Source organism: Klebsiella grimontii, from assembly GCF_042137965.1.
GTDB lineage: Bacteria > Pseudomonadota > Gammaproteobacteria > Enterobacterales > Enterobacteriaceae > Klebsiella > Klebsiella grimontii.
In genome coordinates this window covers 3,075,658-3,102,319 of the sequence record NZ_CP169721.1, presented here as the reverse complement: position 1 = coordinate 3,102,319, position 26,662 = coordinate 3,075,658, and the positions used below count along the sequence as shown (strand labels likewise).

24 protein-coding genes are annotated in these 26,662 nt (G+C 55.6%); 15 read left to right on the top strand and 9 right to left on the bottom strand.

Annotation, left to right across the window (positions count from 1 at the left end):
* Positions 1-65: 65 nt before the first annotated feature.
* Positions 66-3,593 carry a pyruvate:ferredoxin (flavodoxin) oxidoreductase gene (nifJ, locus tag ACE3MN_RS14625; RefSeq protein WP_102650180.1) on the bottom strand — a complete coding sequence of 1,176 codons (3,528 nt, stop codon included), beginning with the start codon at positions 3,591-3,593 and terminating at the stop codon, positions 66-68.
* 458 nt (positions 3,594-4,051) lie between these two features.
* Between nifJ and ACE3MN_RS14620 the strand changes: the two genes are divergently transcribed.
* The 9 genes from ACE3MN_RS14620 to ACE3MN_RS14580 all read left to right on the top strand — a co-directional run bounded on the left by ACE3MN_RS14620 (position 4,052) and on the right by ACE3MN_RS14580 (position 11,470).
* Entirely contained in the window at positions 4,052-4,753 is a 702-nt protein-coding gene (locus ACE3MN_RS14620) for a helix-turn-helix transcriptional regulator (protein WP_049090298.1), read from the top strand.
* A 427-nt stretch (positions 4,754-5,180) separates the two neighbouring features.
* On the top strand, positions 5,181-5,543 hold the full coding sequence (locus ACE3MN_RS14615) for a hypothetical protein (protein ID WP_004139179.1): 363 nt from the start codon (positions 5,181-5,183) through the stop codon (positions 5,541-5,543).
* A 76-nt stretch (positions 5,544-5,619) separates the two neighbouring features.
* Positions 5,620-6,012, top strand: coding sequence for a phage holin family protein (locus ACE3MN_RS14610; RefSeq protein WP_004139178.1), 393 nt, complete (start codon positions 5,620-5,622; stop codon positions 6,010-6,012).
* Entirely contained in the window at positions 6,002-6,274 is a 273-nt protein-coding gene (locus ACE3MN_RS14605; RefSeq protein ID WP_004139176.1) for a phage holin family protein, read from the top strand. Before ACE3MN_RS14610 ends, ACE3MN_RS14605 begins: the two co-directional genes overlap by 11 nt.
* A gap of 7 nt (positions 6,275-6,281) precedes the next feature.
* Positions 6,282-6,824, top strand: a complete 543-nt coding sequence (locus tag ACE3MN_RS14600; protein WP_004139174.1) for a glycoside hydrolase family 108 protein — start codon at positions 6,282-6,284, stop codon at positions 6,822-6,824.
* A gap of 229 nt (positions 6,825-7,053) precedes the next feature.
* Positions 7,054-8,232, top strand: coding sequence for a tail fiber domain-containing protein (locus tag ACE3MN_RS14595; protein WP_004139172.1), 1,179 nt, complete (start codon positions 7,054-7,056; stop codon positions 8,230-8,232).
* The gene (locus ACE3MN_RS14590) at positions 8,229-10,088 is read left to right on the top strand and encodes an S-type pyocin domain-containing protein (RefSeq protein ID WP_053086483.1); all 1,860 of its coding nucleotides are present in this window, start codon (positions 8,229-8,231) and stop codon (positions 10,086-10,088) included. The genes ACE3MN_RS14595 and ACE3MN_RS14590 overlap by 4 nt, the downstream gene beginning before the upstream one ends.
* On the top strand, positions 10,085-10,384 hold the full coding sequence (locus tag ACE3MN_RS14585; RefSeq protein WP_004139169.1) for a hypothetical protein: 300 nt from the start codon (positions 10,085-10,087) through the stop codon (positions 10,382-10,384). The genes ACE3MN_RS14590 and ACE3MN_RS14585 overlap by 4 nt, the downstream gene beginning before the upstream one ends.
* An 813-nt stretch (positions 10,385-11,197) precedes the next feature.
* A complete protein-coding gene (locus ACE3MN_RS14580; RefSeq protein ID WP_024358353.1) occupies positions 11,198-11,470 on the top strand; it encodes a DUF333 domain-containing protein in 273 nt (90 codons plus the stop codon).
* Here ACE3MN_RS14580 and hslJ read toward each other — a convergent pair.
* From hslJ to ACE3MN_RS14565, 3 genes are all read right to left on the bottom strand, one after another.
* Positions 11,467-11,907, bottom strand: coding sequence for a heat shock protein HslJ (gene hslJ / locus ACE3MN_RS14575; RefSeq protein WP_004139159.1), 441 nt, complete (start codon positions 11,905-11,907; stop codon positions 11,467-11,469). The two genes, ACE3MN_RS14580 and hslJ, sit on opposite strands and share 4 nt — an antisense overlap.
* A gap of 125 nt (positions 11,908-12,032) precedes the next feature.
* The gene (locus ACE3MN_RS14570) at positions 12,033-13,022 is read right to left on the bottom strand and encodes a 2-hydroxyacid dehydrogenase (RefSeq protein WP_004139156.1); all 990 of its coding nucleotides are present in this window, start codon (positions 13,020-13,022) and stop codon (positions 12,033-12,035) included.
* 149 nt (positions 13,023-13,171) lie between these two features.
* Complete coding sequence (locus ACE3MN_RS14565) at positions 13,172-13,669, bottom strand: DedA family protein (protein WP_024358352.1); 498 nt, start codon at positions 13,667-13,669, stop codon at positions 13,172-13,174.
* A gap of 195 nt (positions 13,670-13,864) precedes the next feature.
* Here ACE3MN_RS14565 and ACE3MN_RS14560 point away from each other — a divergent pair, with 195 nt between their 5' ends.
* The 3 genes from ACE3MN_RS14560 to ACE3MN_RS14550 are packed head-to-tail and all read left to right on the top strand — an operon-like array spanning position 13,865 to position 17,020.
* The gene (locus ACE3MN_RS14560) at positions 13,865-16,504 is read left to right on the top strand and encodes a YdbH family protein (RefSeq protein WP_102650181.1); all 2,640 of its coding nucleotides are present in this window, start codon (positions 13,865-13,867) and stop codon (positions 16,502-16,504) included.
* Positions 16,504-16,689, top strand: a complete 186-nt coding sequence (locus tag ACE3MN_RS14555) for a YnbE family lipoprotein (protein WP_004121063.1) — start codon at positions 16,504-16,506, stop codon at positions 16,687-16,689. The genes ACE3MN_RS14560 and ACE3MN_RS14555 overlap by 1 nt, the downstream gene beginning before the upstream one ends.
* A 7-nt stretch (positions 16,690-16,696) precedes the next feature.
* Positions 16,697-17,020: a YdbL family protein gene (locus tag ACE3MN_RS14550; protein WP_004121062.1), complete on the top strand. Its 324-nt coding sequence runs from the start codon at positions 16,697-16,699 to the stop codon at positions 17,018-17,020.
* Here ACE3MN_RS14550 and feaR read toward each other — a convergent pair whose 3' ends face one another.
* The gene (gene feaR, locus ACE3MN_RS14545) at positions 17,021-17,929 is read right to left on the bottom strand and encodes a transcriptional regulator FeaR (protein ID WP_024358350.1); all 909 of its coding nucleotides are present in this window, start codon (positions 17,927-17,929) and stop codon (positions 17,021-17,023) included.
* 235 nt (positions 17,930-18,164) lie between these two features.
* On the opposite strand from feaR, the gene ACE3MN_RS14540 reads away from it, so the two are divergent.
* Positions 18,165-19,664, top strand: coding sequence for an aldehyde dehydrogenase family protein (locus ACE3MN_RS14540; protein WP_102650182.1), 1,500 nt, complete (start codon positions 18,165-18,167; stop codon positions 19,662-19,664).
* Positions 19,665-19,795: 131 nt separating this feature from the next.
* Here the strand turns inward: ACE3MN_RS14540 and ACE3MN_RS14535 are convergent, their stop codons facing one another.
* The 4 genes from ACE3MN_RS14535 to ACE3MN_RS14520 are packed head-to-tail and all read right to left on the bottom strand — an operon-like array spanning position 19,796 to position 23,806.
* Positions 19,796-20,527 (bottom strand): class II aldolase and adducin N-terminal domain-containing protein, encoded by a 732-nt coding sequence (locus ACE3MN_RS14535; RefSeq protein ID WP_024358342.1) that lies wholly within the window; start codon positions 20,525-20,527, stop codon positions 19,796-19,798.
* Between the two features lie 4 nt (positions 20,528-20,531).
* Entirely contained in the window at positions 20,532-21,362 is an 831-nt protein-coding gene (locus tag ACE3MN_RS14530; RefSeq protein ID WP_024358341.1) for an ABC transporter substrate-binding protein, read from the bottom strand.
* 23 nt (positions 21,363-21,385) lie between these two features.
* Positions 21,386-22,258, bottom strand: coding sequence for a phytanoyl-CoA dioxygenase family protein (locus ACE3MN_RS14525; protein WP_049086819.1), 873 nt, complete (start codon positions 22,256-22,258; stop codon positions 21,386-21,388).
* Positions 22,259-22,285: 27 nt separating this feature from the next.
* A complete protein-coding gene (locus tag ACE3MN_RS14520; RefSeq protein WP_024358339.1) occupies positions 22,286-23,806 on the bottom strand; it encodes an amino acid ABC transporter permease/ATP-binding protein in 1,521 nt (506 codons plus the stop codon).
* A gap of 486 nt (positions 23,807-24,292) precedes the next feature.
* Here ACE3MN_RS14520 and ACE3MN_RS14515 point away from each other — a divergent pair, with 486 nt between their 5' ends.
* Positions 24,293-25,210: a LysR family transcriptional regulator gene (locus ACE3MN_RS14515; protein WP_004139133.1), complete on the top strand. Its 918-nt coding sequence runs from the start codon at positions 24,293-24,295 to the stop codon at positions 25,208-25,210.
* Between the two features lie 169 nt (positions 25,211-25,379).
* A complete protein-coding gene (locus tag ACE3MN_RS14510) occupies positions 25,380-26,639 on the top strand; it encodes a flavin-containing monooxygenase (RefSeq protein ID WP_064410621.1) in 1,260 nt (419 codons plus the stop codon).
* Positions 26,640-26,662: the final 23 nt, after the last annotated feature.

Genomic DNA, 26,662 nt, shown 5'->3' with positions numbered 1-26,662 from the left:
GGTAAAGCGACAAGCCCGAATGAATATTCGGGCTTTTTTTATGCGCTGATAAAAACGGCAGCGAATTAGCTTTCGCTGGTGGGTTTTTCCGCCTTACCGGCCAGCTGCGCCAGGAAGTCATAGCGTTTTTGTAGATCCGCGGCCGCATCTTTCCATAGCTGCTCCGCAACTTCCGGCTGCTGCGCGTTCAGGCGACGGAAGCGCTGTTCGTTCAGGAGCGTTTCCGCCAGCGCGTCTGACGGCGGACGGGAGTCCAGCGCCAGCGGAAGTTTACCTTCATCGGCACGACGTGGGTCAAAGCGATACAGCGGCCAGAACCCGGTCGCGGTCAGCTGGCGCATCTGATCGTGGCTTAGCGCCAGATCGTAACCGTGTTCTTCGCAAGGACTGTAGGCAATAATCAGCGACGGCCCCGGATACGCTTCCGCTTCCTGAATCGCTTTTACCGTTTGGTTGAGCTGCGCGCCAAGGGAAATCTGCGCCACATAAACATGACCGTACATCATCATGCTGACCCCAAGATCTTTGCGCGCCTTGCGCTTGCCGTGCTCGCCAAATTTAGTCACCGCACCCAGCGGGGTAGCCTTCGATGCCTGGCCGCCGGTGTTGGAATAACACTGGGTATCGAGCACCAGAATATTGACGTTTTCGGTCAGGCTCAGCACGTGGTCGAGACCGCCGAAGCCGATATCGTAGGCCCAGCCGTCGCCGCCGATCAGCCAGATAGATTTCTCGACCAGCGCGTCGGCGTCGATTAACAGTTCCTTCGCACCTTCTTCATTTGCCAGCACCTTGCGCAGCTCGGCCACCTGTTGGCGGCGTACCTCAGGCGTTGCCTCCGCGTGCAGCGCATCGTTAAGTTCGGGCGGAAGTTTATCGGCGAACTGCGATAGCAGACGCATGACGCGCTGACGATGCTGATCGACGGTAAGGCGGAAGCCAAGGCCAAATTCGGCATTATCCTCGAACAGCGAGTTGGCCCACGCCGGCCCGCGGCCGTTGGCATCGGTGGTGTACGGTGTGGAAGGGAGGTTGCCGCCGTAAATCGATGAACAGCCGGTGGCGTTGGCGATCAGCATCCGGTCGCCGTAGAGCTGAGTCAGCAGCTTGATATACGGCGTTTCGCCGCAGCCGGAGCAGGCGCCGGAGTATTCGAACAGCGGACTGATCAGCTGCGAAGTGCGGATATCGATACGTTCCAGCTTGCTGCGGTCCATTTCCGGCAGATTGAGGAAGTAGTCATAGTTCACTTTCTCTTCTTCGACATGTTCAAGGCGCGACATCATATTGATGGCCTTGATCTCCGGGTTCTGCCGATCTTTTGCCGGACAAACCTCGACGCACAGATTACAGCCGGTGCAATCTTCCGGCGCGACCTGCAGAACGTATTTCTGGCCGCGCATATCGCGGGATTTAACGTCCAGGGAGTGCAGACTGGACGGGGCGCTTTCCATCGCGTCCGGGGAGACCACTTTCGCGCGGATTGCCGAGTGCGGGCAGGCGGCAACGCAGTGGTTGCACTGGGTGCAAAGCTCTTCCTTCCAGATAGGGATCTCTTCAGCGATATTGCGTTTTTCCCAGCGGGTGGTGCCCATTGGCCAGGTACCGTCCGGCGGCAGGGCGGAAACCGGCAGCGCATCGCCGAGTCCGGCCAGCATGGCGGCGGTCACGGTTTTGACGAAATCCGGCGCGGCGTCGGAGACGACCGGCGGGCGGTTCGGGCTGTTGGCATCGACCTGCTGTAACGGCACTTCCGCCAGCGACTCGCGGGCCAGGGCCAGCGCCTGCCAGTTGCGTTCGACCAGTTCCTGGCCTTTACTGCTGTAGCTTTTCGCAATCGCGCCCTGCAGTTCCGCCAGCGCGCTATCGCCCGGCAGGATCTGCGTCAGATGGAAAAACGCCATCTGCATAACGGTGTTGATGCGCGCGCCAAGGCTGCACTCGCGGGCGATTTTGGCCGCGTTAACGATATAAAACCGCGCTTTTTTCTGATTCAGCGTGGCCTGGACTTCCTGCGGCAGGCGCGACCAGACTTCTTCGGCGCTGTATGGGGTATTGAGCAGGAAAATACCGCCGGGCTTCAGGCGCTCAACCATCTGATACTTGTCGATAAACTGTAGCTGGTGGCAGCCGACGAAATCGGCCTGCGAAATAAGATAGGAAGAACGAATCGGCTTCTCGCTGACGCGCAGGTGAGAGACCGTCAGGCCGCCGGCTTTTTTCGAGTCATAGACGAAATAGCCCTGCGAGAACCATGGCGTCGAGTTACCGATAATCTTGATATTGTTTTTGGTGGCCGAGACGCTGCCGTCGCTGCCGAGGCCGTAGAACAGGGCTTCCAGCTTCGCCTCCGACGGTAGGGTATTTTCTACCAGCGGCAGGGAAAGGTTGGTGACGTCATCGTAGATGCCAACGGTAAAGCGCGGCTTGGGTTTGGCGGCGCTCAGTTCGTTGAAAATCGCCAGCACGCACTCCGGTCCGAACTCTTTTGATGAGAGACCGTAGCGGCCGCCAATGGTACGCGGCAGCGTTTCCCGCTCGCCGCGGTTAAAGGCTTCCGCCATCGCGGTCATCACGTCGAGATACAGCGGTTCAGCCAGGGCGCCCGGTTCTTTGGTGCGATCGAGGACCGCCACGGCGCGGGCGCTTTCCGGCAGAACGTCCAGCAGGTGCGCGGCGGAGAAGGGCCGGTAAAGGCGAACTTTCAGCACGCCGACTTTTTCTCCGCGGCTCAGCAGTTCATCAACCACTTCCTCACAGGTGCCGATTGCGGAGCCCATAATCACGATAACGCGCTCGGCCTGCGGATGTCCGTAGAACTCAAACGGTTTGTACTGACGCCCGGTGGCGGCGGCAAAATCGTTCATCGCCGTTTCAACGTGTTCGTAAACCGCGTCGTACCATGGGTTAGTCGCTTCACGCGACTGGAAGTAGGTGTCCGGATTAGCTGAGGTTCCGCGGATTACCGGATGTTCGGGATTCAGGGCGCGCTGGCGATGTTCATCGATTTTATCCTGCGGCAGCAGGCTGAGAAGGGTATCGTCCGCCAGCGGGGCGATTTTGTTGATTTCGTGCGAGGTGCGGAAACCATCGAAGAAATGTATAAATGGCACCCGGCTTTGCAGCGTAGCGATATGCGAAATCAGCGCAAAATCCTGGGCTTCCTGGACGCTGCTGGCGCAGAGCATCGCGCAGCCGGTCTGGCGCACGGCCATGACGTCCGAGTGATCGCCAAAGATAGAGAGCGCGTGGGTTGCCACGGTGCGTGCGGCGACGTGCAGCACAAACGGCATCAGCTGACCGGCGAGTTTGTACAGCGTCGGGATCATCAGCAGTAAACCCTGCGATGAAGTAAAAGAGGTCGAGAGAGCGCCGGTTTGCAGCGCGCCGTGTACGGCGCCAATGGCCCCGGCTTCCGACTGCATTTCGACGACGCGGGGAACATCGCCCCAGACGTTCTTCAGCCCGTTGCCGGCCCAGGCGTCCGCCTGCTCCGCCATGGTGGAGCTGGGCGTAATCGGGTAGATGGCGATAACTTCACTGGTGCGAAACGCGACTGAAGCAACCGCGCCATTACCGTCGATAGTGATCATATCAATACTCACATTGCTAAATGTTTGATAAAAATGTTTTTATGCCCATTGATACCTTCTGAGCACTCGCTTATCTATTCTGCATTCTGCGCAACCGCTATCGGCGCGATTTCACCGGTAGCGTAAAAGTTCGTTTCTCCCTGCATGGTTACCGGCAGGGGGACCGGGTTTGCGAATTACTGTCTAAGTATAGACCCCGGAGGAACATGATTTTTTGATCTCCAGTAGCGACAAAATCCATAGTTCAGATAAATTAATTCAACGTATTACATAGGTGTCCACGTATGAACGACACCCTACACCAAAATCAATGGCGTCATTTTTCCATAAGTAGCAGTGTTGCGGTTCCGCTGCGACGAAGGAGCCGCAGCAGACCGTTTTTTATTACCTATAGGTAATTTAATTGGGTTTTGCTATATTTTAGATACCTGATGGTAAATGGCGTTAGAATCTTTGCGATGGATAAATACGAAATCAGACGGCAGCGCTTGCTCTATATCCGCGATAATTTATGCGGCGGCAAAGCCGTTGATGTGGCCCGAACCCTTGGCCGGGAGCCTTCTTACGTCTCAAGAATGCTCTACCCCGAAGGCAAAAAGCAAAAGAAAAGGATAGCTGACGAGATGGTCGAACTTATTGAATCTTCGTTCAATCTTCCCCGCGGATGGATGGACGGTATCACCGGGAATATTGATATTGAGCGAGAACCGGTAGAGGATTCGCCACAGATGCCATATGTCATTGAGGTTCTGGATGCCCAGGCCAGCGCCGGGCCGGGCTGCATTGTCTCCAGCGAGGTTGATGAAACGGTCAGCAGTATCACCTATGACTCTGCCGGCGCGCTGCGGCTTTTTGGTAACAGGCCCGCAGAGCATATCAAGGTGATCACCGTATCCGGCGATAGCATGTCCGGCACCATTGAGACCGGTGACTACATTTTTGTCGATGTCTCGAAAGACTACTTTGAAGGCGACGGCATTTACGTCTTTTCCTTTAAAGGCGCGGTGCTGGTGAAGCGCCTTCAGTTCACGGCGGATGGCCTGCTTGTTCACTCGGATAACAGTAAATATGCAGACTGGACGATTGGCGAAAGCCATGAACAGTATCTGAAGATCATTGGTCGCGTGATTTATAGCCACAGCGTTAAACGCTTCGTTTAAAGGCGTGCATTGCCACGCAGGTCGCCATTCGTACTGAGTTCAGCCGATAAGTTTTAACCCGGTATGCCGCGTGTAAGCCGGGCATACCTGCGTCTTTTCCCGCATAACCCTGCCACACCCTGTTCAGCGCGCTCCCTCGGCCTTTCCGGCTCTTAATGGTGTCGCTGGGCAACAGGTTAAAAAATATCTCTCATTTTTCAATGGATTGCGATTTATTCGCCATAAAGTATACCCATGGGTATTTATTTTTAAGTTACCTTAAGGTATTCTTTTTTCATCAACCTGATGTACAGCACCATCTTGATGATGAAATACAACGATTCCGTACGGAATCTACGTGGCTGAAAGGCCAGCGCCATGACGCAATGTGCTTTGGGGTATAGCCATTAAGGGTACATACCGCCAAAGCTCATTAAAGGAGACCGCAATGTCCCGTAAAACCGCGTTTAATGGCTCCGCCGCCGGCCGACGCCGCGCGCAGCGAGCCCACTTACAAAATCCGCAAACCCTCAGTTCCGATCTCATCCACCGGCCCACGCCTTCCCGCGCTCAGATTCAGGCAAAGGGAGGACACCACACGCCCAGCCGTATTGAGGATGCTTTGCCGATTAAATTTGTTGCGCAGGATATTTTCTGGCAGCGCGAGGAATATAAACGACAGATTGTGCGAGCGACCGTTATTTATCAGCACGAGTTTGCACACGATTATATAGAACCAGGCAGCTATCTCTGTCAGAGGGCAATTTATGCGCTTGGTTTGCAAAGAAGAAAGAAAGTAACGGCGAGGTAACGCCTCAGTGCCAGGAAAAATGACCCTGCGCTTCGTTATTTACCATCATTATTCATAGTGAAAGAAGGGAGGGTATATGTCCGATCCTGTTTCCGGTACGTCGATAATTGTTGCGGGTGGATTAATGGGCGCCGGTATGTTTGGCCTGGTGACAGGTATTGATTATGGCGTTGTATTTGGCGCGTTTGCTGGCGCGGTATTTTATGTGGCGACGGCGGTTAATATAACGCGTTTTAGACTAGTGGCCTATTTTATGACGTCCTTCATTGTTGGTGTCCTGGGCGCCGGGCTAATTGGGACAAAGTTGGCTATCTGGACAGGATATAGTGATAGACCGTTAGATGCGTTAGGTGCCGTACTGATATCGGCGCTGATTATTAAGATACTTACCTTTCTGAATAATCAGGATCTCAGCGACCTGTATAAAATACTCACCCGCAACAACAGTGGGCGCCCGAATGGAAAATGATCTTCCCGCGCTGGTAAACGCAACGCTCTGCGCTTTTATTACCCTAAGCTTGATGTTTTATCGGCGCGTCCGGCACCGAAGATATCGACCATGGATATCGTATACGGCATATTTGCTGGTCATCACTTATGCCAGCATACCGTTTCGTTATCTCTTCGGCTTGTATACCTCGACCCACTGGTTGGTTGTTACCGTGAATTTTTTTGTCTTTATTGCCGTGCTCCTGGTGAGAGGGAATATCGCGCATTTAATCGATAAATGAGGAATAGATGAATAAAGATGAGATTTTTAATGCCATTCTGGAAAAGGAGGGCGGTTATGTAAATCATGCTGATGATAGAGGTGGGCCGACAAACTGGGGGATTACTCAAGTCACCGCGCGGGCTCATGGTTATGATGGCGATATGCAAAAACTGACGCGCCAGCAGGCGCTGGATATTCTCAACGCTGACTACTGGATTGCGCCCCGGTTCGATCATGTTGCTGAAATATCTACCGCGATCGCTGAAAAACTGTGTGATGCCGGGGTTAATATGGGGCCTGTTCTACCCGGTAAATGGCTTCAACGCTGGTTAAATGCGTTTAATCATCGTGGGGCACTTTATCCGGATCTTATGACCGATGGTGTAATGGGGCCGAGAACTTTAAATGCCTTGAGCCATTATCTTATTCGCAGAGGAAACGAAGGAGAGCTTGTACTGTTACGGGCATTAAACTGTAGTCAAGGGCAGTATTATCTGGAGCTGGCTGAAAGAAATGATGCCAATGAATCGTTTATCTATGGCTGGTTGCGAACGCGAGTATCTATGTAGTTTCTGTTTTATTAATTTAATCATTTCAGTAATCGAAATCTGGAGAAATTGAATATGTATACATCTAATGATTTAACCCTCTCAATGCTTTCTGGAATGAGCGTGACGGGTAATTAAGTTAAATGAATTGCAATTAGGTGTTAATGGAGTAATCCAAGTGGAAGTGCTGGATAAATATATTCAGCTATTCATACCGTAAGTAATTAAATCATCGATAAGGAATATAGAAATGGTTGACCAAAAAAGTAATGCGCAAGTTTTAAATGGCGTTAACGACGATATTTCAGAAATGAAATCATTGACCACATTGCGTAAACGTGTGGTGACAGATGGTGAAGTCGTTTCTAAATCGCAGAACGCGTTCCGCCTGGCAGGTAGCAAAACGGGAGTCGTCTTGCGCAATGACGGGAATGATTTTCACACCCTCGTCACCCCTGAAGGGCAGGCGCAAGACGGGCAATGGAATACCCTTCGCCCATTATCCTTTAACCTCAAAACCGGGCGCGTTGCTCTTCGTAATGGCGTGGATATTTCAGGTGGGGCTATGGTTTCTCACAATGCGGGAGTTTTTACCACATTGACCGGGCCAGATGCGCTTATTAACGGTCAAACCTATGACTCTGCCCCTATGTATACCGATTTCAAGACTGGCAGCGTCGTTACAAGAATGCTTATGGGGGCTCGGGTTAACGCCGGTCATGATGATTACGGATTACTTTCATACCGTGACTGGCATGGAAAGTGGAATGAGCTTCGCGTCCGTCCTAACAATGAACTTGATGCGGGTCAGTATGTTAAACGCAATTCAGACGGATGGTTTGTCGCGAAAGGTTATCGCCAGATAGATAACAACGCAGCCAGAATAACGAACGGTTTATGCATTCAGGGGGCAGGAGATTTATCCGCAGACCTCTATCACTCGGAACGTATTGGCCAGCATCATTTTCTCGGCCTACATGTGGCCAACGGTGGCGCGCAGGGCTGGTACGAGTTCCGTAATGATGGTCATGCCTATACTAATGGCGCCTGGCACAGCAGTTCTGACGCACGCATGAAAACCCAGGTTGAAAAAATCGATAATGCGTTTGAAAAACTGAATCGCATCAGTGGTTACACCTACCTGAAGCAGGGGGTTAGCGAAGCTGGCGTTATCGCGCAAGAGGTGGAGGCTGTTCTACCTCAAACCGTCTCTCGGACTGAAGTGATTTTAAACGATGGCCGTGTGCTGAAGGATGCCCTCAGCCTAAATATTAACGGGGTAGTAGCACTTCTTATTGAGGCTCTGAAGGAAGAACGTCAGGCTCGTCTGGAAGACAAAGCTCTGATGCTGCAAGAACAGGAATCGCGAACAGATATTGACCAGCGTCTGGCCGATCTGGAGCTCCGCGACGGACAGGAGACAGAATGATGGCTGAAAATCAACCGGCACCGCTAACACCAGCTCCTCCAGGAATGGTTTCCCTCGGCGTTAATGCCGACGGTGAAGAGGTGATGACCGTGATTGGCGGGGATGGCGGCGCAGGCTTTTCTGGCGGGCACGCAAATATTGTTCCTGGTAGCGGCAGTATACTGGCTGACCAGCGCAAGAAGACGCTTTCCCGTCTTCAGGCTGAATGCTCGGCGGCCATTGAAGCCACCGCAAAATGGTCAACCGAAAATCTGGAAAAAACGATGGCGGCGCAGGCGGAAAGAATCCGTGCCGCTACGGCAGCTCAGCAGTCAGCAAAGGCATCCCTTGACAGACTCATGCAGCAGTTGAAAGACGTGACGGACAAAGCTCTTCAAAAAGCCAGGTCCGGGCCGAGCGTCACCGACCTTGCACATCAGAACAACCAGGAACTTGCGGCGCTTGGGGAGCAAATTGGCCGTCAAAAAGCACTGAACGAAGCCAGAAAAAAGGCGGAGAGGGAAGCTAAAAAGGCTGAGGAAACTTATCAGGCCGCACTGCTGGCGCAGGAAGAAGCGCAGCGCCAGCAGGCAGAAGTTGAGCGGGAACTCAAGGAAGCCAGGGCGCATGAGGCCGCTGCAAAAGCAAAGGCTGAAGCTGACAGGGTTGCGGCGGAGAAAGAGGAAGCTGAACGACTGAAGGCTGAGGAGGCGCAAAAGGCTCTTTTTGCGAAGGTGGGTATTCAGGGCACCCCGGTTTACACCCAGGAGATGGTAAAAGCTGTCTCCGTTCTGATGTTAAAACCGGGGGTAATATTGCTAAACCGGGCGCCGGGAATGATACAGATGGCCGCCGTGGCGGTACGGGCACCGGCTGCCCTTCCCGGTGTAGCCAGTGCCGTTATAACGGCTACCGCTGAATTCTCCGGCTGGATTTCATCAGCCCTCTGGCGGGGTGTTGTGGGCGTGGCAGGAGCCGCCACTGCCACAACGGCTGGTGCCATGGTAGCTGCTGCATCGACGATATTCTTCTCGCCCCGTGCCGGTGGCGGTAACGACAGTAAGGTTCCCGGGCGTGATATTGAGATAATGGCCGCCCAGGCCCGCCTGTTTACAGCTGGTAAACTGATCATCGATCCGGGGATGAAAAGCGTTGACCTGCCGGTGCGTGGATTTATCACCATGGAAATGGATGGGCGCCAGTCTCTGAAACTGGTGAAAACTGGCACAGGCGGCATATCTGCCACTGTACCGGTACTGAGTGGCGTACGCGACAAGGCCTCCGGACTTGATAAAATCATGGTACCGGCGGTGGACGGGGCTCCGTCACTGAGCATTCTGATCAACCCTGTACCATTTGGTCCCGCTGCGCCATCCCATACCGGCAACAGCACGCCAGTGCCAGTGACGCCGGTTCACACCGGCACGGAAGTAAAACAGGCGGACAGTATTGTCACCACCTCACTGCCAGTAGCCGATGTTCCGCCGCTGCAGGACTTCATCTACTGGCAACCTGATGCGACAGGAACCGGCGTTGAGCCGATTTATGTTATGTTAAGTAGCCTGCCAAAATCAGTTAATCATAAGCACAAGCATTATCCCCCTAAAGGTGTATCCTGGAAGGATATTGTTAATGCAACAGCTAATGGAGGGAGTGCTAAATTCAAACCAGATGTTAATATTGCTGAAATCGATATCGACGCATGGAAAAATGGGCAAATGACAGCCAAACACCCAACATGGAAGGTGAAAAAATATGATCATGTAATTGGTGCTTATGCTGGAAAAGAAACCCAGTGGGTTGTTGTTAAAGAGTCTCAGGGGGTTGTTCACTCTCATCCAATATCGGAGCAAAAAGCCAAGGAGTACATGAAATGAGTATCAATCGTATAGATATAGATTTCAAAGGTGGAGTGGTGACTGATGATACATTATTTATCACGGATTTCGATGGTCCAGTAGGCTATATTGATGAAGATATATTATTAGTTGAGTATCCAAATGATTTTTCAGTAGATGTGTCATTCCACGAAGGTTCAAATAATTTAAGTGTCAACGTGATATGTGGGAGCAATTGGGAGGCGCCTGTATACAGAAAATTTATAGGACTTCGTGATAAAGCAGGATTGCTGAAGTCAATCAGGGAAGCCGTTGATATTGCTGTTAAAAGCTAGATTTGGTTATATACGGGGCTGTACATACGTTCTGTGTAACTGCCTTTTCTTAGCAGTGGCCGTTCAGGCGGTCACTGAATTCGATAATAAAGCAACCTGGCGCTCTTCGCTGGCACCTCTGCAGCATCTTCCATTTATGTCATACCATTAGAATTGGGGCAGGGCTGAAAGCAGGTGGGGATTTATTACCGGCATACAGGATGGGCACCGGTCTCTAAACCTTGAGAAAAAAGCGTACACATCCGCAATGGCTATTTCTGATTGCCTGTGTGGCTGGGCCGAATGGATTTCTTGATACGAAATAAAACATCTATTAGCAGAACATATTATATAGCGTTGCCATAACAACTAGTGGTCACTGAGGTAGTATTTACCAAATAGTATTAATAAGCAACTGATTCATATCAAATATTCTGATAAGACATTTCAGCATTTTGATAAAACAGGTGATTAATATTATCGTTGATTAATCCATCAAAATAACGCAGGTCGTTAATTTTAACTAAGGATGAAGATATGCAATTCATAAAAATATCGGCCCCTGCTTTATGAATAGTGCTATCGCGGAGGAAATCTTCTTGCACAACAAAGCACTACATCTTTTACTGTCGGGCAACTATTGCCTCATTATGATGCTTTTCAGTCGTACAGAGATGAATGTGCTTATGCTGAGAGGCTTCTGACGCCAAAAAAATTTGCTAATAAATGTTAATACAGCGCATAAATACGTACTTCGCCTCTCGACGCGGCGCGCTGAGCTGCCTATTATCCTTAGGCTTGTTCATTTTAAGATGTATCTGAGGGGGAGAGAAGATGCGAGCTGCGTTTTTAGTGGGATGTGCTGCGCTGTTACTGTCGGCGTGTAGTAGTCATGATGAGCCTGTTCAGCAGGCGACGGCGGCGCACGTGTCGCCCGGGATGCGCGCCGCGATGAGCAGCTCCGGCCAGGCAAACTGCGCCATGGTTGGCGGCTCGTTATCGGTAGCCCGCCAGCTTGATGGCTCCGCTATCGGCATGTGCGCCTTGCCGAACGGCAAGCGCTGCAGCGAGCAGGCGCTGGCAGGCGGAAGCTGCGGTAACTATTAATTCATCAGGTCGGCGAGCTTATATACCAGCGTCTGGTCGGCGGTCGCCAGCGTCAGCTGCGTTTCCGTCAGGTCGACCTGCGCGCCTTCGCGCAGCATTTTGCTCAGCGTGGCGTCCAGCGTATTCAGCTGCGGGTCCGTGCAGAGCATGCGGGTCATCGCCAGCTCTTCAACCTTCAGCTCGCCGTCGGAAACTTTGCCCGTGCCGCTGAAGCGGTTGCACATATTGCCTGAAACATACATCTTGCCCGTAATAGGCATCTTTTCGCCGAAGCTCAGCTCCTGCGGCTTGTCCGCGGCATTCAGCGGCTGCCCGTTAACGCTGGTCAGCACAAACCGATGGTGCTGAAGCTGTTCCGCCCTGGTCGAAACCTTGCTGTTATAAACGCAGCCCGATAGCAACATTCCCACCGCCAGCAGCGCAGCATACTTGTTCATTTAATCTCCATAAATATTTATCGTATTAATAAATGAAGGGGATTGTAACTTTATCGCAGGCGATTTCTGTGAGGATTATCTGAATGTGCCCCCCGCCATGGGGGAGCACAAAAGGGAAAGGAATATCAGACCAGCGCGTTAGGGCAGGCGTCGCCAGCAGCCACCTGACGCAGATTGTCGAGGGTGGTTTGCGAAATGCTGATCAACGCTTCCGCGGTCAGAAACGCCTGGTGACCGGTAAACAGGACGTTGTGGCAGGCGGAGAGGCGACGGAACACATCATCCTGAATCACGTCATTAGACTTGTCTTCAAAGAAAAGATCGCGTTCGTTCTCATACACGTCCATCCCCAGCGCGCCAATTTTCTGGTGCTTCAGGGCGTCGATCGCCGCCTGCGAATCGATGAGCGCGCCACGGCTGGTATTGATGATCATCACCCCGTCTTTCATTCGCTCGAACGCGGCATGGTTCAGCAAATGGTAGTTTTCATCGGTCAGCGGACAGTGCAGGGAGATAACATCGGACTCTCTGTACAGCGTTTCAAGATCGACATACTCCACGCCCATATCCAGCGCGGCGGCGCTTGGGTAAGGATCAAACGCCAGCAGGCGCATACCGAAGCCTTTAAGAATGCGCAGCGCGGCGACGCCGATTTTCCCGGTGCCGATAACGCCGGCGGTTTTGCCGTGCATGGTGAAACCGGTCAGCCCTTCCAGAGAGAAGTTAGCGTCGCGGGTACGCTGATAGGCGCGGTGAATGCGGCGGTTCAGCGACATCATCATGCCGATAGCGTGTTCAGCGACCGCTTCCGGCGAGTAGGCCGGGACGCGCACCACGCGCAGGCCCAGCTCTTTGGCGGCATCGAGGTCAACGTTGTTGAACCCGGCGCAGCGCAGCGCGATGTACTTCACGCCGTGGGCTTTCAGTTCTTCAAGTACCGGGCGGCTACCGTCATCGTTCACGAAAATGCATACCGCTTCGCAGCCGTTGGCGGTTTTGGCGGTCTTTTCGGTTAGCAGGAAATCAAAAAATTCCAGTTCAAAGCCATATGCATCATTAACATGCTGCAGATACTTCTTGTCGTACTGTTTTGTACTATACACAGCGATTTTCATAAGACTTTTCTCCAGTGATAATACCGTCACGGTAGCATAATTAAAATAATCTTACAAATGTTAAAAACTAGTTTAATCAGCAGGTTATAGTAATAATTCTAGAGCATATCGCGGTGTTAAGAAATCTCTTTAAAAGACAATACCTTTCATCAAAAGCTGAGGCTTAACGCCCCTGGCGCCAGCAGGATCAGCGGCCAGAGCAGACCGGAGCTGACGTTGGCGAGCTGAAAATGCCAGAAAGAGGTGCCGCTGGCGCCGGTTACCAGCGGCACGGTGGCGCGCAGCGGAGAAAGAAAGCGGCTAAAAAAGAGCGCCCACGCGCCGTGGCGGCGCAGAAACAGCTGGCCGCGAGCGAGGCGCTCGGCATTGAGCCAGCGGATACGATACAGATGGCGCCGATAGCGGCGGCCCGTCAGCCATGAGAGCCAGAATCCGCCGATAGCGCCGAGGCTGGCGCTCATCCACATTAACAGGAAATGCCCCGGGCTGGCCGATGCCAGCGCGCCGAACAGCAGCAGCCCCGAGGTGCCCGGGATCAGCAGCGAGATGACGGCGCAGGATTTAGCGAACGTCAGCAGGAAAACCATCAGCAAAACCAATGAATAGCGGCCCTGAGCGTATTCCATCAGCGAGATAATTAAGTCCACAGCCTCATCCGTTTACGTTCACAGGTATAAAGCAGTGTCGCAGGAGAAAACTAAACCCCGGCTAAATGACCCGCTGGAGAATCACATGGCGACGACTACGCTTAAACGGGATGGAAACTTTAACTCACAGGTCGAACGTGCCACAATAACGGCCTCTCGGCTTTTACTCATTTCGAATCAGGATATTAGCTGCCCATGAAGGGTAAATATAAAGCCGCCATCGCGCTATTATTAGCCCTCGTGCTGCTACCGCTGGCTTTGCTATTGACGCTCACCCACTGGGTGCCCACGCTGGCAGGTATCTGGCTACCTACGGGAACCCGAATCTCCCTCAATGAAAGCCCGCGCCTGACGCGCTCTGCGCTGCGCATTCCGGATCTCCGCTACCTGGTCGGCGACTGCGAAATCGCGCGCGTCACCAATGCCTCGCTCTCGCGTCCCAGCCGCTGGCGTTTACATATCGGCGAGCTGGATATTAACAGCGCCTGTCTGAACAAGCTGCCGGAGAGCGAAGCCGCGCCGGGGGCGCCGAAAACCCTCGCCGAATGGCAATCAATGCTCCCTTATAGCTGGCTGACGATTGACAACCTGCGCCTGTCGCCGTGGGACAAATGGCAGGGGCGGCTGGTGATGTCGCTCACGCCGCAGCAGCAGGATATCGGCTATGCCGGGAAAGAGGTCACCTTCCAGGCGCGACTGCGCGGCCAGGCGCTGACGGTCAGCGACTTCTCCGCGCGTCTGGTGGAAGACCAGGCGCCGGTGAAGCTGGTGGGCGAGTTTCAGATGCCGCTGGTGCCGGACGGCTTGCCGGTCGATGGCCACCTGTTCAGCACCTTTGAATTTCCACAAACTCCCGGCCTGGTCGATGCCGAACTGGAGTGGCAAGAGAACCGCGGGCAACTGCTGGTCACGCCGCGCGGTGAGGTGGAGCCGATGCTTGACCTGCCGTGGGAAATCGCTCCGGATCGTATCACCATCAGCGATGGCCGCTGGCACACCGAATACGCGGGCAACGCGTTGAGCGGCCGCGTCGCGCTTTCGCTGGGCAACTGGCAGCAGGGCACCGAGCAGATGCAGGTCAGCGGGCGACTTAACGTGCTCACTCAGGGCCAGGCCGGGAAGGGCAACGCCGTGCTGAATATCGGCCCCGGCAAGCTGAGCATGGACAGCAGCGACATGCCGCTACAGCTGACCGGCGAGGCTAAGCTCGGCGATCTGATTTTTTACGCCAAACTGCCCGCGCAGCTGAGCGGGCCGCTTACCGCGCCGGTGCTCAACTTTCACCCCGGCGCGCTGCTGCGTTCGCGCGGGCGGGTCATCGATTCGTTGAATATCGATGAAATCCGCTGGCCGCTGGCGGGCGTCAAAGTGACGCAGCAGGGCGTTGATGGCCGCCTGCAGGCTATTTTACGCGCCCATGAACAGGAGATGGGCGATTTTACCCTGCATCTTGACGGCCAGGCCGACAACTTTATGCCCGACCATGGCCGCTGGCAGTGGCGCTACTGGGGCGAGGGCCATTTCACCCCAATGCAGGCGCGCTGGGATGTGAAAGGCGCGGGCGAATGGGCCGACAGCACCATCGTGCTCAACAGCCTGTCGACCGGGTTCGATAAGCTGCAGTACGGTTCCATGCTGGTGAGCGCGCCGCGTCTGACCCTGGAAAAACCGATCCACTGGCTGCGCGATGAGCAGCATCCCAAACTGACCGGCGCGCTATCGCTGGATGCCGGGAAAACCACCTTCAGCGGCGGCAGCGAACTGCCGCCGTCGACGCTGAAATTTAATATCGACGGCCGCGATCCGACCTGGTTCCAGTTCAACGGCTCCCTGCATGCGCAAAAAATTGGCCCCGTGCGCGTTACCGGGCGCTGGGACGGCGAACGTCTGCGCGGCGAGGCATGGTGGCCAAAACAGTCGCTGACCGTTTTCCAGCCGCTGTTGCCGCCGGAGTGGAAGATGAACCTGCGTGAGGGAACGCTTTACGCGCAGGTGGCATTCTCCGCCGCAGCCGGGCAGGGCTTCGAGGCGGGCGGTCACGGTGTGCTCAAGGGCGGCAGCGCCTGGATGCCGGATAACCAGATCAACGGCGTCGATTTTGTGCTGCCGTTCCGCTTTAGCGACGGCACCTGGCAGCTTGGCACTCGCCATCCGGTATCGTTGCGCATTGGGGAAGTCGTCAACCAGTTCACCGCGCGCAATCTGACGGCGGATCTCCAGGGCGCCTGGCCCTGGAGTGACGACGCGCCTTTACAGTTGAGCAACGTCAGCGTCGATATTCTCGGCGGCAAGCTGACCATGCAGCAGTTGAGGATGCCGCAGCATGACCCGGCGCTGCTGCGTCTGCAAAACATCTCCAGCAGCGAATTAGTGAGCGCGATTAAAGTGAAGCAGTTCGCCGTCTCTGGCCCGTTTAACGGCGCGCTGCCGCTGTGGCTGGATAACGATAAATGGATTATCAAAGACGGCTGGTTCAGCAATCCGGGGCCGATGACGATGCGCCTCGATAAAGACACCGCGGACGCGCTGGTGGCCGACAACGTCTCCGCCGGGGCGGCCATTAACTGGCTGCGCTATATGGAGGTGGCCAGATCGTGGACGCGGATCAACCTCGATAACCTCGGCGTACTGACGCTGAAGGCAACGATTAGCGGTACCAGCCGGGTAGAGGGCAAAAGTAATACGGTGCACTTAAACTACTCCCATGAAGAGAATATTTTTGACCTGTGGCGCAGCTTGCGTTTCGGTGACAATCTGCAGGCGTGGCTGGAGCAGAACGCCAGGCTGCCCGCGCCGCGCTGTCAGGACAGTCATACCTGTAAGGAACAACAATAATGATCAAACTATTCGCCGCTTTTCTGGCCACCGCGCTGCTGGCGGGCTGTACGCCGCGTATTGAAATCGCGGCATCGAAAGAGCCGATCACCATCAATATGAATGTCAAAATTGAGCATGAAATTCATATCAAGCTGGATAAAGACGTTGAGAATCTGCTCAAATCGCGTAGCGATCTGTTCTGAGGCGATGATGAGAATACGACTGATAACCACGACGCTGGCGCTGGTGCTGTTCAGCGCTCAGGCGCTGGCCCTGACCCTCAATGAAGCTCGCCAGCAGGGGCGGGTCGGCGAAACCCTCAATGGCTATCTTGAACCGCTGCGTCAGGATAAAGAAACCCTTGAACTGGTGAAGCAGATCAACGCCGCCCGCAGCGACAGCTATCAGCAACTGGCGGATGACAATAATCTACCGGTGGATCAGGTGGCGAAAATGGCCGGGCAGAAGCTGGTCGCCAGGGCGCAGCCGGGCGAGTACGTGAAGGGCCTTAACGGCAAATGGCTGAAAAAATAGCTATCGGCAGCGCTTGCGATACTCTCCCGGCGAGACGCCGAAACGCTGCTTAAAGGCGGTGGAGAAATGGCTATGATCGCTGAACCCCCAGCTGTAGCCAATCCCCGCGAGCTTTTCATCATCATGGGCGCTTTGCAGCGCGCGGGCGCACAAATCGAGCCGACGATTCTTAATATATTGCGCCACCACCAGCCCTTTTTCCGCAAACAGCCGGTAAAGACTGCGCACCGACATGCCGGTTTCGCTGGCCAGCCACTCCGGGCGCAGATGTTCCGCCTGAATCGACTCATCGATTAACGCCATGATTTTCTGAAACTGCTTATCGCGCCGGGACGGCTGGGCTTCCTGATGATGCAGCATCGGACGCAGCAGGCAGACGATGGCCTCCAGCGCCGCTTTGCTTTCGCTGGCCGAGAGTTCAGGGCTGTTCATGCTTTCATGTAGCAGGCGCTGGCTGAGCTGGACCATCGGCAGGCTTTTCGCCAGCCGCGTAGCGATGCTGATTTCACTGCCGCGCAGCTGCTGCTCCAGCAGCGATCTTGGCAGCAGCAGGGAGGCCTGGCGCGAGGTTTGCTGCCAGATAATCGAGCATGGACGAGACGCATCAATCAGGGTGATATCGCCGCTCTCCAGCATCGCCTGGCGGCCATCCTGCTCGATCGTCGCCTGGCCCGCGAGCTGGAAGACGGTATAAAACCAGGCGTCATTATCGCGCTGGATCTCTTGTCGGGTACGGTAGAGGTTGATGCCGCGGGCGGTCACCGTGCTGACTTTCAGGTCGCCGGCATAGCTGGCGTCGATCTCACCGTGGAAATGATCATCCAGCGGACGGGCGGCGAACTGCCCGCAGACCTGATTGATTTTTGCTAACCAATGCTGGTAATTCTGCCCACGATTTGCCGTATTCATCGCGCATCCTTTGTAATAATAATGTTTTTGCATTGTTGCATTTATGATGCTGGAGGCAAGGGCAGAAGACGGAGTATATGAAAGAACTATTACCTGCTGCACATTTTCTGTCCGCGTCATCGACTTAATTGCGGCGGCTGTCACAGCGGCAAAAACGAATGTCACAGAGAAAAAAGCGTGAATCGCGACCCCGGCATAGACTGATACCACTATCCGCGAACAATAAGGAAGGGGTATGTCCACATCACAGGTCGCGCTACTCGCCAGCGTGCAGCAGTTTTTAGACAGACAGCATGGTTTGTACCTCGACGGTACGCAGCAGGCGGCAGAGAGTGAACAGCGTTTAACCGTCTGGAACCCGGCCACCGGTCAGGCTATCGCCAGCACCGCGGACGCTAACGCCGCGGATGTCGATCGGGCGGTAATGTCCGCCTGGCGCGCTTTCGTTTCCCGCAGCTGGGCAGGGCGGACCCCCGCCGACCGCGAACGGATCCTGCTGCGCTTCGCCGATCTGGTGGAGCAGCACGGCGAGGAGCTGGCGCAGCTGGAGACCCTTGAACAGGGGAAATCGATTAACATTTCCCGCGCCTTTGAAGTGGGCTGCACCCTGAACTGGATGCGCTATACCGCCGGGCTGACCACCAAAATCAGCGGCCGCACCCTGGACGTATCGATTCCCTTCCCGGCGGGCGCGCGCTATCAGGCGTGGACCAAAAAGGAGCCGGTGGGCGTTGTGGCCGGGATCGTGCCGTGGAACTTCCCGCTGATGATCGGCATGTGGAAAGTGATGCCCGCGCTGGCGGCTGGCTGTTCAATCGTCATTAAGCCGTCGGAGACCACCCCGCTGACCCTGCTGCGGGTGGCGGAACTGGCAACCGAGGCGGGCGTGCCGGACGGCGTCTTTAACGTAGTGACAGGTAACGGGGCCGGATGCGGCGCGGCGCTGACCTCGCATCCGCTTGTCGCCAAGGTGAGCTTTACCGGATCGACTGCTACCGGTAAACAGATTGCCCGCGTGGCCGCCGATCGCCTGACCCGGGTCACGCTGGAGCTGGGCGGCAAGAACCCGGCTATTGTGCTGAAAGATGCCGATCCGCAGTGGGTGATTGAGGGCTTAATGACCGGCAGCTTCCTGAATCAGGGGCAGGTGTGCGCCGCCAGTTCGCGAATTTATATCGAAGCGCCGCTGTTCGATACGCTAGTGAGCGGCTTTGAGCAGGCGGTGAAGTCGCTACAGATCGGACCCGGAATGCTCGAGAGCAGCCAGATTAACCCGGTGGTGTCTCAGGCGCACTGCGCCAAAGTGGCCGCCTATCTTGATGAAGCCCGTCAGCAGAAGGCTGAGCTAATTAGCGGTCACGCGGGGCCGGATGCGCAGGGCTACTATATTGCACCGACGCTGGTGATTAACCCCGACGCAGGGCTGCGCCTGAGCCGGGAAGAGGTTTTCGGCCCGGTGGTGAATCTGGTGCGCGTGGCCGATGGCGAAGAGGCGCTGCGCCTGGCCAACGACAGCGATTTTGGCCTGACCGCCAGCGTCTGGACCCGCGATTTGACTCAGGCGCTGAGCTACACCGACCGCCTGCAGGCGGGGACGGTGTGGGTCAACAGCCATACGCTGATCGACGCCAATCTGCCGTTCGGCGGCATGAAGCAGTCCGGTACCGGCCGCGATTTCGGCCCCGACTGGCTGGACGACTGGTGCGAAACGAAGTCGGTTTGCGTGCGTTACTAGCCGCCTGTTCCCCGGCGGCGGCTGATGCCTTACCGGGGCTACAAGCTGCTCGGCGCCTTGAATCCTGCACGACCCCGCAGGCCCGGTAAGGCGCCAGCCGCCACCGGGCGTTTTTCTCCGGGAGTAGGCCGTCAGTCCAGCAATGACGGATCGGCGTCGATCATCATCTGCTTCATCTCTTCAAAATGCTGGCGCGAAAAGTCGGCGATCCCCTCCCAATCCTGCGCGGTTTTCTCCGCTACCGCAGCGGAGAGCACCTTCAGCGGCTGCCCCGTTGACCAGGCGGTCACCAGAATCTGACAGGCGCGCTCCAGGGTCCAAATATCATCGAAAGCCTCGCCAATCGACGGCGCGGTCACCAGCACCCCGTGATTGCCCATCAGCAGCCGGCGCTTATCGGCCAGCAGTGCCGCCAGACGCGCGCCTTCCGCCGTGGTATCCGCCATACCGCCGTATAACGTATCGACGGCCAGCCGATTAAAATAGCGCGCCGTATTCTGATCGATCGGCGGGATATGCGGCTTCTCGAGGCAAGCGACGCTGGTGGTATACACCGGATGCAGGTGCAGCACCACCCGCACCTCCGGCAGGCGCTGGTGGATTTGCCCGTGAATCGCCCACGCCGTGGCGTCGACGTCAGATCGCCGGGCGCAGGCTTCATCATCGGCGTCCAGCAGCAGCAGGTCGCTGGCGCGGAGGCGCGAAAAGTGTTTCCATTTCGGATTCAGCAGGAATTTTTTGCCGTCCGCCGAGAGGGCCGCGCTAAAGTGGTTGGCCACCGCCTCGTGCATTCCGAGATGGGCGATGATACGAAAGGTCGCCGCCAGGTCGATGCGGGTCTGTTCTTCATAAGACCGGGCCATGTCGTTACTCCGCCTTCGGCATCAGGGTTTGCAGGTCCTCCGGCGTCGGCGCCTGGAAGTTATATTTCTTCAGCAGCGCGGCGTATTCCGGCGTCGCGCTGTATTTCTTCAGCCCTTCCTCCAGCGCGGTTTTCACTTCGCTATCGCCTTTTTTCACCCCAAAGCCGTTGAGCACCGGATAAATCAAGGTTTCGGAAGAGATCGTCACCCGATCGCCAAGCTTATCAATCACGCCGCGCGCCACCGCCGCATCGGTGATTTGCGCCTCAACCGCCCGCGACAGCAGCGCCTGGGTGGTTTGCGGGTCGGTGGTATATTCGCTAAGCGCTATCGGCTTCAGGCCCTTTTTCACGCAGTAGTCGGCGGAGAGCTTTTGCAGCTGCGCCAGCCATGAGGTCGCGCCCATAGAGCCAATTTTATGACCGCAAAACTCTTCCGGCGTTTTTGGCTGATAGTCGCTGCCTTTCAGCGCGAGGATCGCTTCGCCGCTTTTCAGATAGGGCACCATATCGATAACCTTCAAACGCTCGGCGGTGATGTACATCGACGAGTTGGTGATATCGAAGCGTCCGCCCTGCAGACCCGGAATCAAATTCGGAAACCGGGTATCAATATTCACCGCCTCGCGGCCCATGGTTTTCGCCAGCCCGGCGAGAAACTCGATATCGAACCCGGCGGGCTTGTTGTTTTCCATATATTCATACGGGAAAAAGGTCATATCCGAACCGGCGGTGATTTTCCCCGGCTGCTGGAAGGCCAGGGCGCTAAAGGACGACAGGGCGCCGGCGGCGCAAAGGAGCAGGACAGCAGGGCGCAAAGCATTAATACGTTTCATAGAACCTCCAAAGAGTGGGCAAATTACATGCTGGCGCGATCGGTACCGGCCTGCTGGACGAAAAAGGATGCGCCGCGCGGTTTTTGCGGCAGACGTAAATGATTAACGGTACTACGCACCAGGCCGCTCTCTTCGCCGGCAACCATCTGCCCGGCGTGAAGGCTGGGCAGCGGATTTTCGCCGAACGGCAGGGCATCTTCCGCTGCGTAGACGCTGATAAACAGCGTGCGCGGGAGGTCGGTTTCATTAGGGCTGGAGGCGTGAAGCAGGCGGGTATGCATAAAGCACACTGAACCCGCCGGGCCGAAACAGGCCTGCGGCTGCTGGCAGTGGGCTTCTTCGACCTGCGGGTCCACGGCGCCGGTAAAACGCGCGTTTTGCCAGTGGGACCACAGCGGCCCCTGGTGGCTTCCCGGGACCACGTTGAGCGGACCGTTTTCCGGCGTCACTTCGCTAACCATCAGCAGGGCGGTGATAATGTCGTCGTTGCTGTGGGGGGTGAACAGAAAATCCTGATGCCATTTCACCTGCGTAGCGGTGTGCGGCAGCTTGGAGTTGATTTTGCTGTGATGAAAACGGGTCCCGCTGCCGCCGATGAGCTGGCCGGCAATCGCCGCCATCCGCGAATCAAGGGCGGCGCGGCGGTAGGCGGCGGAAATCTCGGTGGGCGAACTCACCCGGCGCAGCGAGGGGTGATGCGGCGTGTGATCGCTTTCGAGGTCGAAGCGCGGACGGCCGTCCAGGGTTTCGCCCCACGCCTCGCTATGCTGGCGGCTCTCTTCGACCCAGGCGTCGAAATCGGTCTGCAGCAGAGCCACCTCCTCGGCGGAGAGCACCTCTTCAACAACCAGAAAACCCTGCTGATGAAACTGTTCGATTTGCCACTGCGCGATCATATTTTTCTCCTTTCGGGAACGGAGGCGTTAAGCCAAAGAGACATCTTTCAGGAAGGCGTCCACGCGCGGATGCTGGCCGTCGCGCATTGCCTGAGGCGTGTCGTCGCAGACCACGCGTCCTTTTTCCATAAACACAATTCGGTCGGAAACCTTAAAGGCGAAGTTCATCTCATGGGTGACGATCACCATGGTGATACCTTCATGGGCCAGCGATTCGATAACCTGCAGAACCTCGTTAACCTTTTCCGGATCCAGCGCCGAGGTGGGTTCATCGAACAGCATAATTTGTGGGCGCATCATCAGGGCGCGGGCAATCGCTACCCGCTGCTGCTGGCCGCCGGAAAGCTGATGCGGATATTTCCACGCGTGTTCCAGCATCCCGACTTTATGCAGCAGTTCGCAGGCGTGCTGCTTGAGCTCGCCTTCGCTGGCCAGATGGTGATAGCGTGGCGCCAGCAGCAGGTTGCCGAGCACGGTCAGGTGGGGGAACAGGTTGAAGCTCTGGAAGACCATGCCGATATTCTGGCGATGCTCGCTGTTCTCCATAAAACGCGGCTTCTGCTGCCCCTGGCGGTCGAGGTGAATAAATGGCTGGCCGTTGATTTTGATCTCGCCGTTATCGATCTGCTCAAGGCCGTTCAGCAGGCGGATCAGCGTGGTCTTACCGGAGCCGGATGGGCCAATGACGGAGACGACTTCGCCGGGCTGAATTTGCAGGCTGACCGCGCCCAGCACTTCGACATTGTTATAGGCTTTATGCAGCTTAGACGCCTGCAGCGCCGGCTCCTGCGCGACGCTAACGCTGCGGGCCATTGCCGGACGTCGCGCCGTGGCCATTTGCTGCATTTCTTCATCCACCGGACGCGTGGTTTTACGTTGCGTGACGTCGAGCCAGGTCTCGAGGCGCTTAAGCAGGAAATCAAACACCGTGACGATCAGGATGTAGTAAAACGCCACCGCCGCCATGGTCTCCATGACGAGGAAATTCTGCGAATAGAGGCGCTGGCCGACCATTAAGATCTCGGTCAGGGAGATAACCGACACCAGCGAGCTGAGCTTGACGATGGCGATATACTCATTGGCCAGCGCCGGTAGGGCGACGCGCAGCGCCTGCGGGATCACCACGCGCCACTGGGTACCGGCATAGCGCAACCCGAGCGCGCGGGCGGCTTCGCTCTGTCCTTTCGGAATCGACAGCAGCCCGCCGCGATGAATTTCAGCAATATAGGCGGCTTCGCTCAGCACCATCGCCAGCAGCCCGGCCCAGAACGGGTCGTTCAGCACCGGCGCGAAGGAGGGCAGCGCCTGCGGCATGTTGTAGACAAAAATCAGCAGCACCAGCAGCGGCATGCTGCGAAACAGCCAGATATAGAGGCGGGCAGGCGCGTTAAACAGCTTGCGCGGCGACTGTTTGGCCAGCGCCAGAATAAATCCCAGCACAATGCTGAAAGCCCAGGTCAGCAAACTTAATTTGATGACGGTCCAGGTGGCCTGCCAGAAATCGACATCGCTGAGCAGGCTTAACATATAGTTCCAGTTAAACGTCATGGGCTATTTCACTCGCCATAATTAACGGAAATTAAGGCGATTCCCCTGTTCTAAAATGGGGAGCCGCCGGCGTTCATCTTGCCCTGACACTATGCTGGCACTGTTCGACCGGTGGCAATTAGTAAATTTTTGGCCTTTAAGTTTAAAAAAACTATACAGCTATATTAACCCCAAGGAATTTAACGCAATTAATGAGAAACAGCATTGAAACAACTTAAAAACAATCGCCGTTATTTTTAAACCTGATTTTTGGCAAAACGGTAATTTGTGCAATATTGGGGCGTGCCGCGGGCAAATAAGGTGCAGGGCGTTGCTTTATGGTGCAAAACGCGAAATCAGGCAAAAAAGAGGGCGGGTAAGTAAATAGAGGCGGCGGTTATTTGCCGACGATATACAGCGCAAACGGTATGGCACGATGCTTGCAGGCTGCTTATTGTAAAACTAAGCCCGTTCGCAATAAGACAATATTTTATCAATGGTGACGCGATGAACCGATTTACCCTCAAACAGCTTAAGTATTTCGTGACGGTGGTGGAAACGGAGAGTATCGCCGAGGCTTCCCGCCAGCTGCATATTGCCCAGCCGTCGATCTCCATTGCCATCAAAAACCTGGAAAGCACCTTCGACCAGCAGCTGTTTATTCGCCACCACGCGCAGGGCGTATCCCTGACCTCAAGCGGGCGGCGCTTCTACGATAAAGCTAAAGAGCTGCTGCGGCTGTCGTACGAGTTTGAGCAGAACTCGCGGGCGGATAAAGAGCTGGTATCTGGGACGATTTCCGTCGGCTGCTTTGAATCCGTGGCGCCGCTGTATATGCCAAAACTGGTGGCGGGATTTAAAAAAATGTATCCCGAAATCACTCTCCAGCTCTACGACGGCGAACAACATGAGCTGATGCACGGCCTGCATCGCGGGCGTTTCGATCTGGCGCTGGTCTACGATCTGGAACTGGGTCATTCCATTCATAAAGAGCTGCTGAACGCTCCGCACAAGCCCTATGCTTTACTGCCTGCCTCTCATCCGCTGGCGCAGAAAAAAAGCGTCACGCTGCAAGAGTTAAGTCGTGAGCCGATGATTTTGCTCGATGCGGTTCCCAGCAAAAACTATTTTGTCTCAATATTTAAAGAGAAAGGTTATCACCCGGAAGTGGCCTACAGTTCACCCTCTATTGAAATGGTGCGCTGTATGGTCGGGCAGGGATTAGGCTTTTCGGTCCTCGTGACTCGTCCGCTATGCGATATGACCTATGACGGTGAAAAGCTGGTGCAGCTGGATATTGCCGACGAGATGCCCGCGTCGACATTAATTATGGCGCACCTTGCCAATAATGAACCCACGCGCCCGACGCAGCTGTTTATGGATTATTGCCGCAGCATAGAATTAACGCCCCATCAGCACGCGTAATGTAATTAACGCGGCCGCAAGCGTTATTTTCCCGCTGCGTTATCCAGCCTCGTAAATTTCTATTCAGACGATCGTTTTATAATAATTTACCATTTCATCACACTTACTTAACCTGAGTTCTGTCAATCCCGGCGGATAAGCCGGACAACCGTGCTTGAAGGACACAGACATGACAGAGCAGATTACAGAGATCGATACCCTGGTGGTGGGCGCGGGGCAGGCGGGCGTCGCGATGAGCGAGCATCTGACGCATCACGGCATTCCCCACCTGGTGCTGGAAAAAAAGCGCATCGCTGAGGCCTGGCGCAGCGGCCGCTGGGATTCGCTGGTGGCCAACGGCCCGGCCTGGCACGATCGGTTTCCCGGCATGACCTTTCCCGGCTGCGACGCCGACAGCTTTGTCGCCAAAGAGCAGATTGCCGACTACTTCGCCGCGTATGCCAAAACCTTTAATGCACCGATCAAAACCGGCGTTGAGGTCTTTAGCGCAGAGCGCTTAAACGGCCGTCCGGGGTTTCGCGTGGAAACCTCGCTGGGCGTGATTGAGGCGCAGCGTATTGTCGCCGCCACCGGGCCGTTCCAGCGCCCGGTGATACCGGCCATCGCGCCGCAGGATAGCGCAGTGGAGCAAATCCATTCCGCGCACTATTTCAATCCGCAGCAGCTTGCGGAAGGCGGCGTGCTGGTGGTTGGTGCGGGATCGTCCGGCGTACAAATCGCCGAAGAACTCCGCCGGGCGGGGCGCGCGGTGTGGCTCTCCGTCGGCGCCCACGATCGCCCGCCGCGCCGCTACCGCCAGCGCGATTTTTGCTGGTGGCTGGGGGTATTAGGCTTGTGGGACGCGGCGGCCAACCAGCCCGGTAAAGAGCACGTGACGATTGCGGTTAGCGGCGCGCGCGGCGGTCATACCGTTGACTTTCGCCAGCTGGCGCACCAGGGGATTACCCTGGTCGGGCAAACGCACGGCTTTACCGAGGGTAAGGCGGTGTTTCGCGACGATCTGGCGGACAACATTCGTCTCGGCGACGCTTCCTATCTGGCGCTGCTCGACGCTGCGGATGAGTACATTGCCCGCAACGGACTGATCCTGCCGGAAGAGCCGGAAGCGCGCTTCTTCCTGCCTGACCCCGATTGCCTGACCCAGCCGCTCGCCGAACTCGACCTGGCAAAAGCGGGCGTGCGCAACATTATCTGGGCCACCGGCTACACCACCGATTACCGCTGGCTGAAGGTTAACGCCTTTAATGAACAGCAGCGCCCGCAGCATCATCGCGGCGTTTCCAGCGAACCGGGCGTCTATTTCCTTGGCCTGCCTTGGCTCTCCCGCCGTGGCTCAACCTTTATCTGGGGCGTCTGGCACGATGCGAAATATATTGCCGATCAGATTGCCATTCAGCGCCAGTATCAACGCTACCAACCTTCCTGCTAACGCCTGATTTGAGGACGCGACCT

Bases quoted from the DNA above. Each gene is read 5' to 3' on its own strand.
- ACE3MN_RS14585 (WP_004139169.1), top strand. From the start codon at position 10,085: ATGAGTATCAATCGTATAGATATAGATTTCAAAGGTGGAGTGGTGACT.
- ACE3MN_RS14615 (WP_004139179.1), top strand. From the start codon at position 5,181: ATGTCCCGTAAAACCGCGTTTAATGGCTCCGCCGCCGGCCGACGCCGC.
- nifJ (WP_102650180.1), bottom strand. From the start codon at position 3,593: ATGATCACTATCGACGGTAATGGCGCGGTTGCTTCAGTCGCGTTTCGC.
- ACE3MN_RS14560 (WP_102650181.1), top strand. From the start codon at position 13,865: ATGAAGGGTAAATATAAAGCCGCCATCGCGCTATTATTAGCCCTCGTG.
- ACE3MN_RS14550 (WP_004121062.1), top strand. From the start codon at position 16,697: ATGAGAATACGACTGATAACCACGACGCTGGCGCTGGTGCTGTTCAGC.
- ACE3MN_RS14570 (WP_004139156.1), bottom strand. From the start codon at position 13,022: ATGAAAATCGCTGTGTATAGTACAAAACAGTACGACAAGAAGTATCTG.
- ACE3MN_RS14510 (WP_064410621.1), top strand. From the start codon at position 25,380: ATGACAGAGCAGATTACAGAGATCGATACCCTGGTGGTGGGCGCGGGG.
- feaR (WP_024358350.1), bottom strand. From the start codon at position 17,929: ATGAATACGGCAAATCGTGGGCAGAATTACCAGCATTGGTTAGCAAAA.
- ACE3MN_RS14530 (WP_024358341.1), bottom strand. From the start codon at position 21,362: ATGAAACGTATTAATGCTTTGCGCCCTGCTGTCCTGCTCCTTTGCGCC.
- ACE3MN_RS14525 (WP_049086819.1), bottom strand. From the start codon at position 22,258: ATGATCGCGCAGTGGCAAATCGAACAGTTTCATCAGCAGGGTTTTCTG.
- ACE3MN_RS14515 (WP_004139133.1), top strand. From the start codon at position 24,293: ATGAACCGATTTACCCTCAAACAGCTTAAGTATTTCGTGACGGTGGTG.
- ACE3MN_RS14540 (WP_102650182.1), top strand. From the start codon at position 18,165: ATGTCCACATCACAGGTCGCGCTACTCGCCAGCGTGCAGCAGTTTTTA.
- ACE3MN_RS14535 (WP_024358342.1), bottom strand. From the start codon at position 20,527: ATGGCCCGGTCTTATGAAGAACAGACCCGCATCGACCTGGCGGCGACC.
- ACE3MN_RS14605 (WP_004139176.1), top strand. From the start codon at position 6,002: ATGGAAAATGATCTTCCCGCGCTGGTAAACGCAACGCTCTGCGCTTTT.
- ACE3MN_RS14520 (WP_024358339.1), bottom strand. From the start codon at position 23,806: ATGACGTTTAACTGGAACTATATGTTAAGCCTGCTCAGCGATGTCGAT.
- ACE3MN_RS14590 (WP_053086483.1), top strand. From the start codon at position 8,229: ATGATGGCTGAAAATCAACCGGCACCGCTAACACCAGCTCCTCCAGGA.
- hslJ (WP_004139159.1), bottom strand. From the start codon at position 11,907: ATGAACAAGTATGCTGCGCTGCTGGCGGTGGGAATGTTGCTATCGGGC.
- ACE3MN_RS14595 (WP_004139172.1), top strand. From the start codon at position 7,054: ATGGTTGACCAAAAAAGTAATGCGCAAGTTTTAAATGGCGTTAACGAC.
- ACE3MN_RS14610 (WP_004139178.1), top strand. From the start codon at position 5,620: ATGTCCGATCCTGTTTCCGGTACGTCGATAATTGTTGCGGGTGGATTA.
- ACE3MN_RS14620 (WP_049090298.1), top strand. From the start codon at position 4,052: ATGGATAAATACGAAATCAGACGGCAGCGCTTGCTCTATATCCGCGAT.
- ACE3MN_RS14555 (WP_004121063.1), top strand. From the start codon at position 16,504: ATGATCAAACTATTCGCCGCTTTTCTGGCCACCGCGCTGCTGGCGGGC.
- ACE3MN_RS14600 (WP_004139174.1), top strand. From the start codon at position 6,282: ATGAATAAAGATGAGATTTTTAATGCCATTCTGGAAAAGGAGGGCGGT.
- ACE3MN_RS14580 (WP_024358353.1), top strand. From the start codon at position 11,198: ATGCGAGCTGCGTTTTTAGTGGGATGTGCTGCGCTGTTACTGTCGGCG.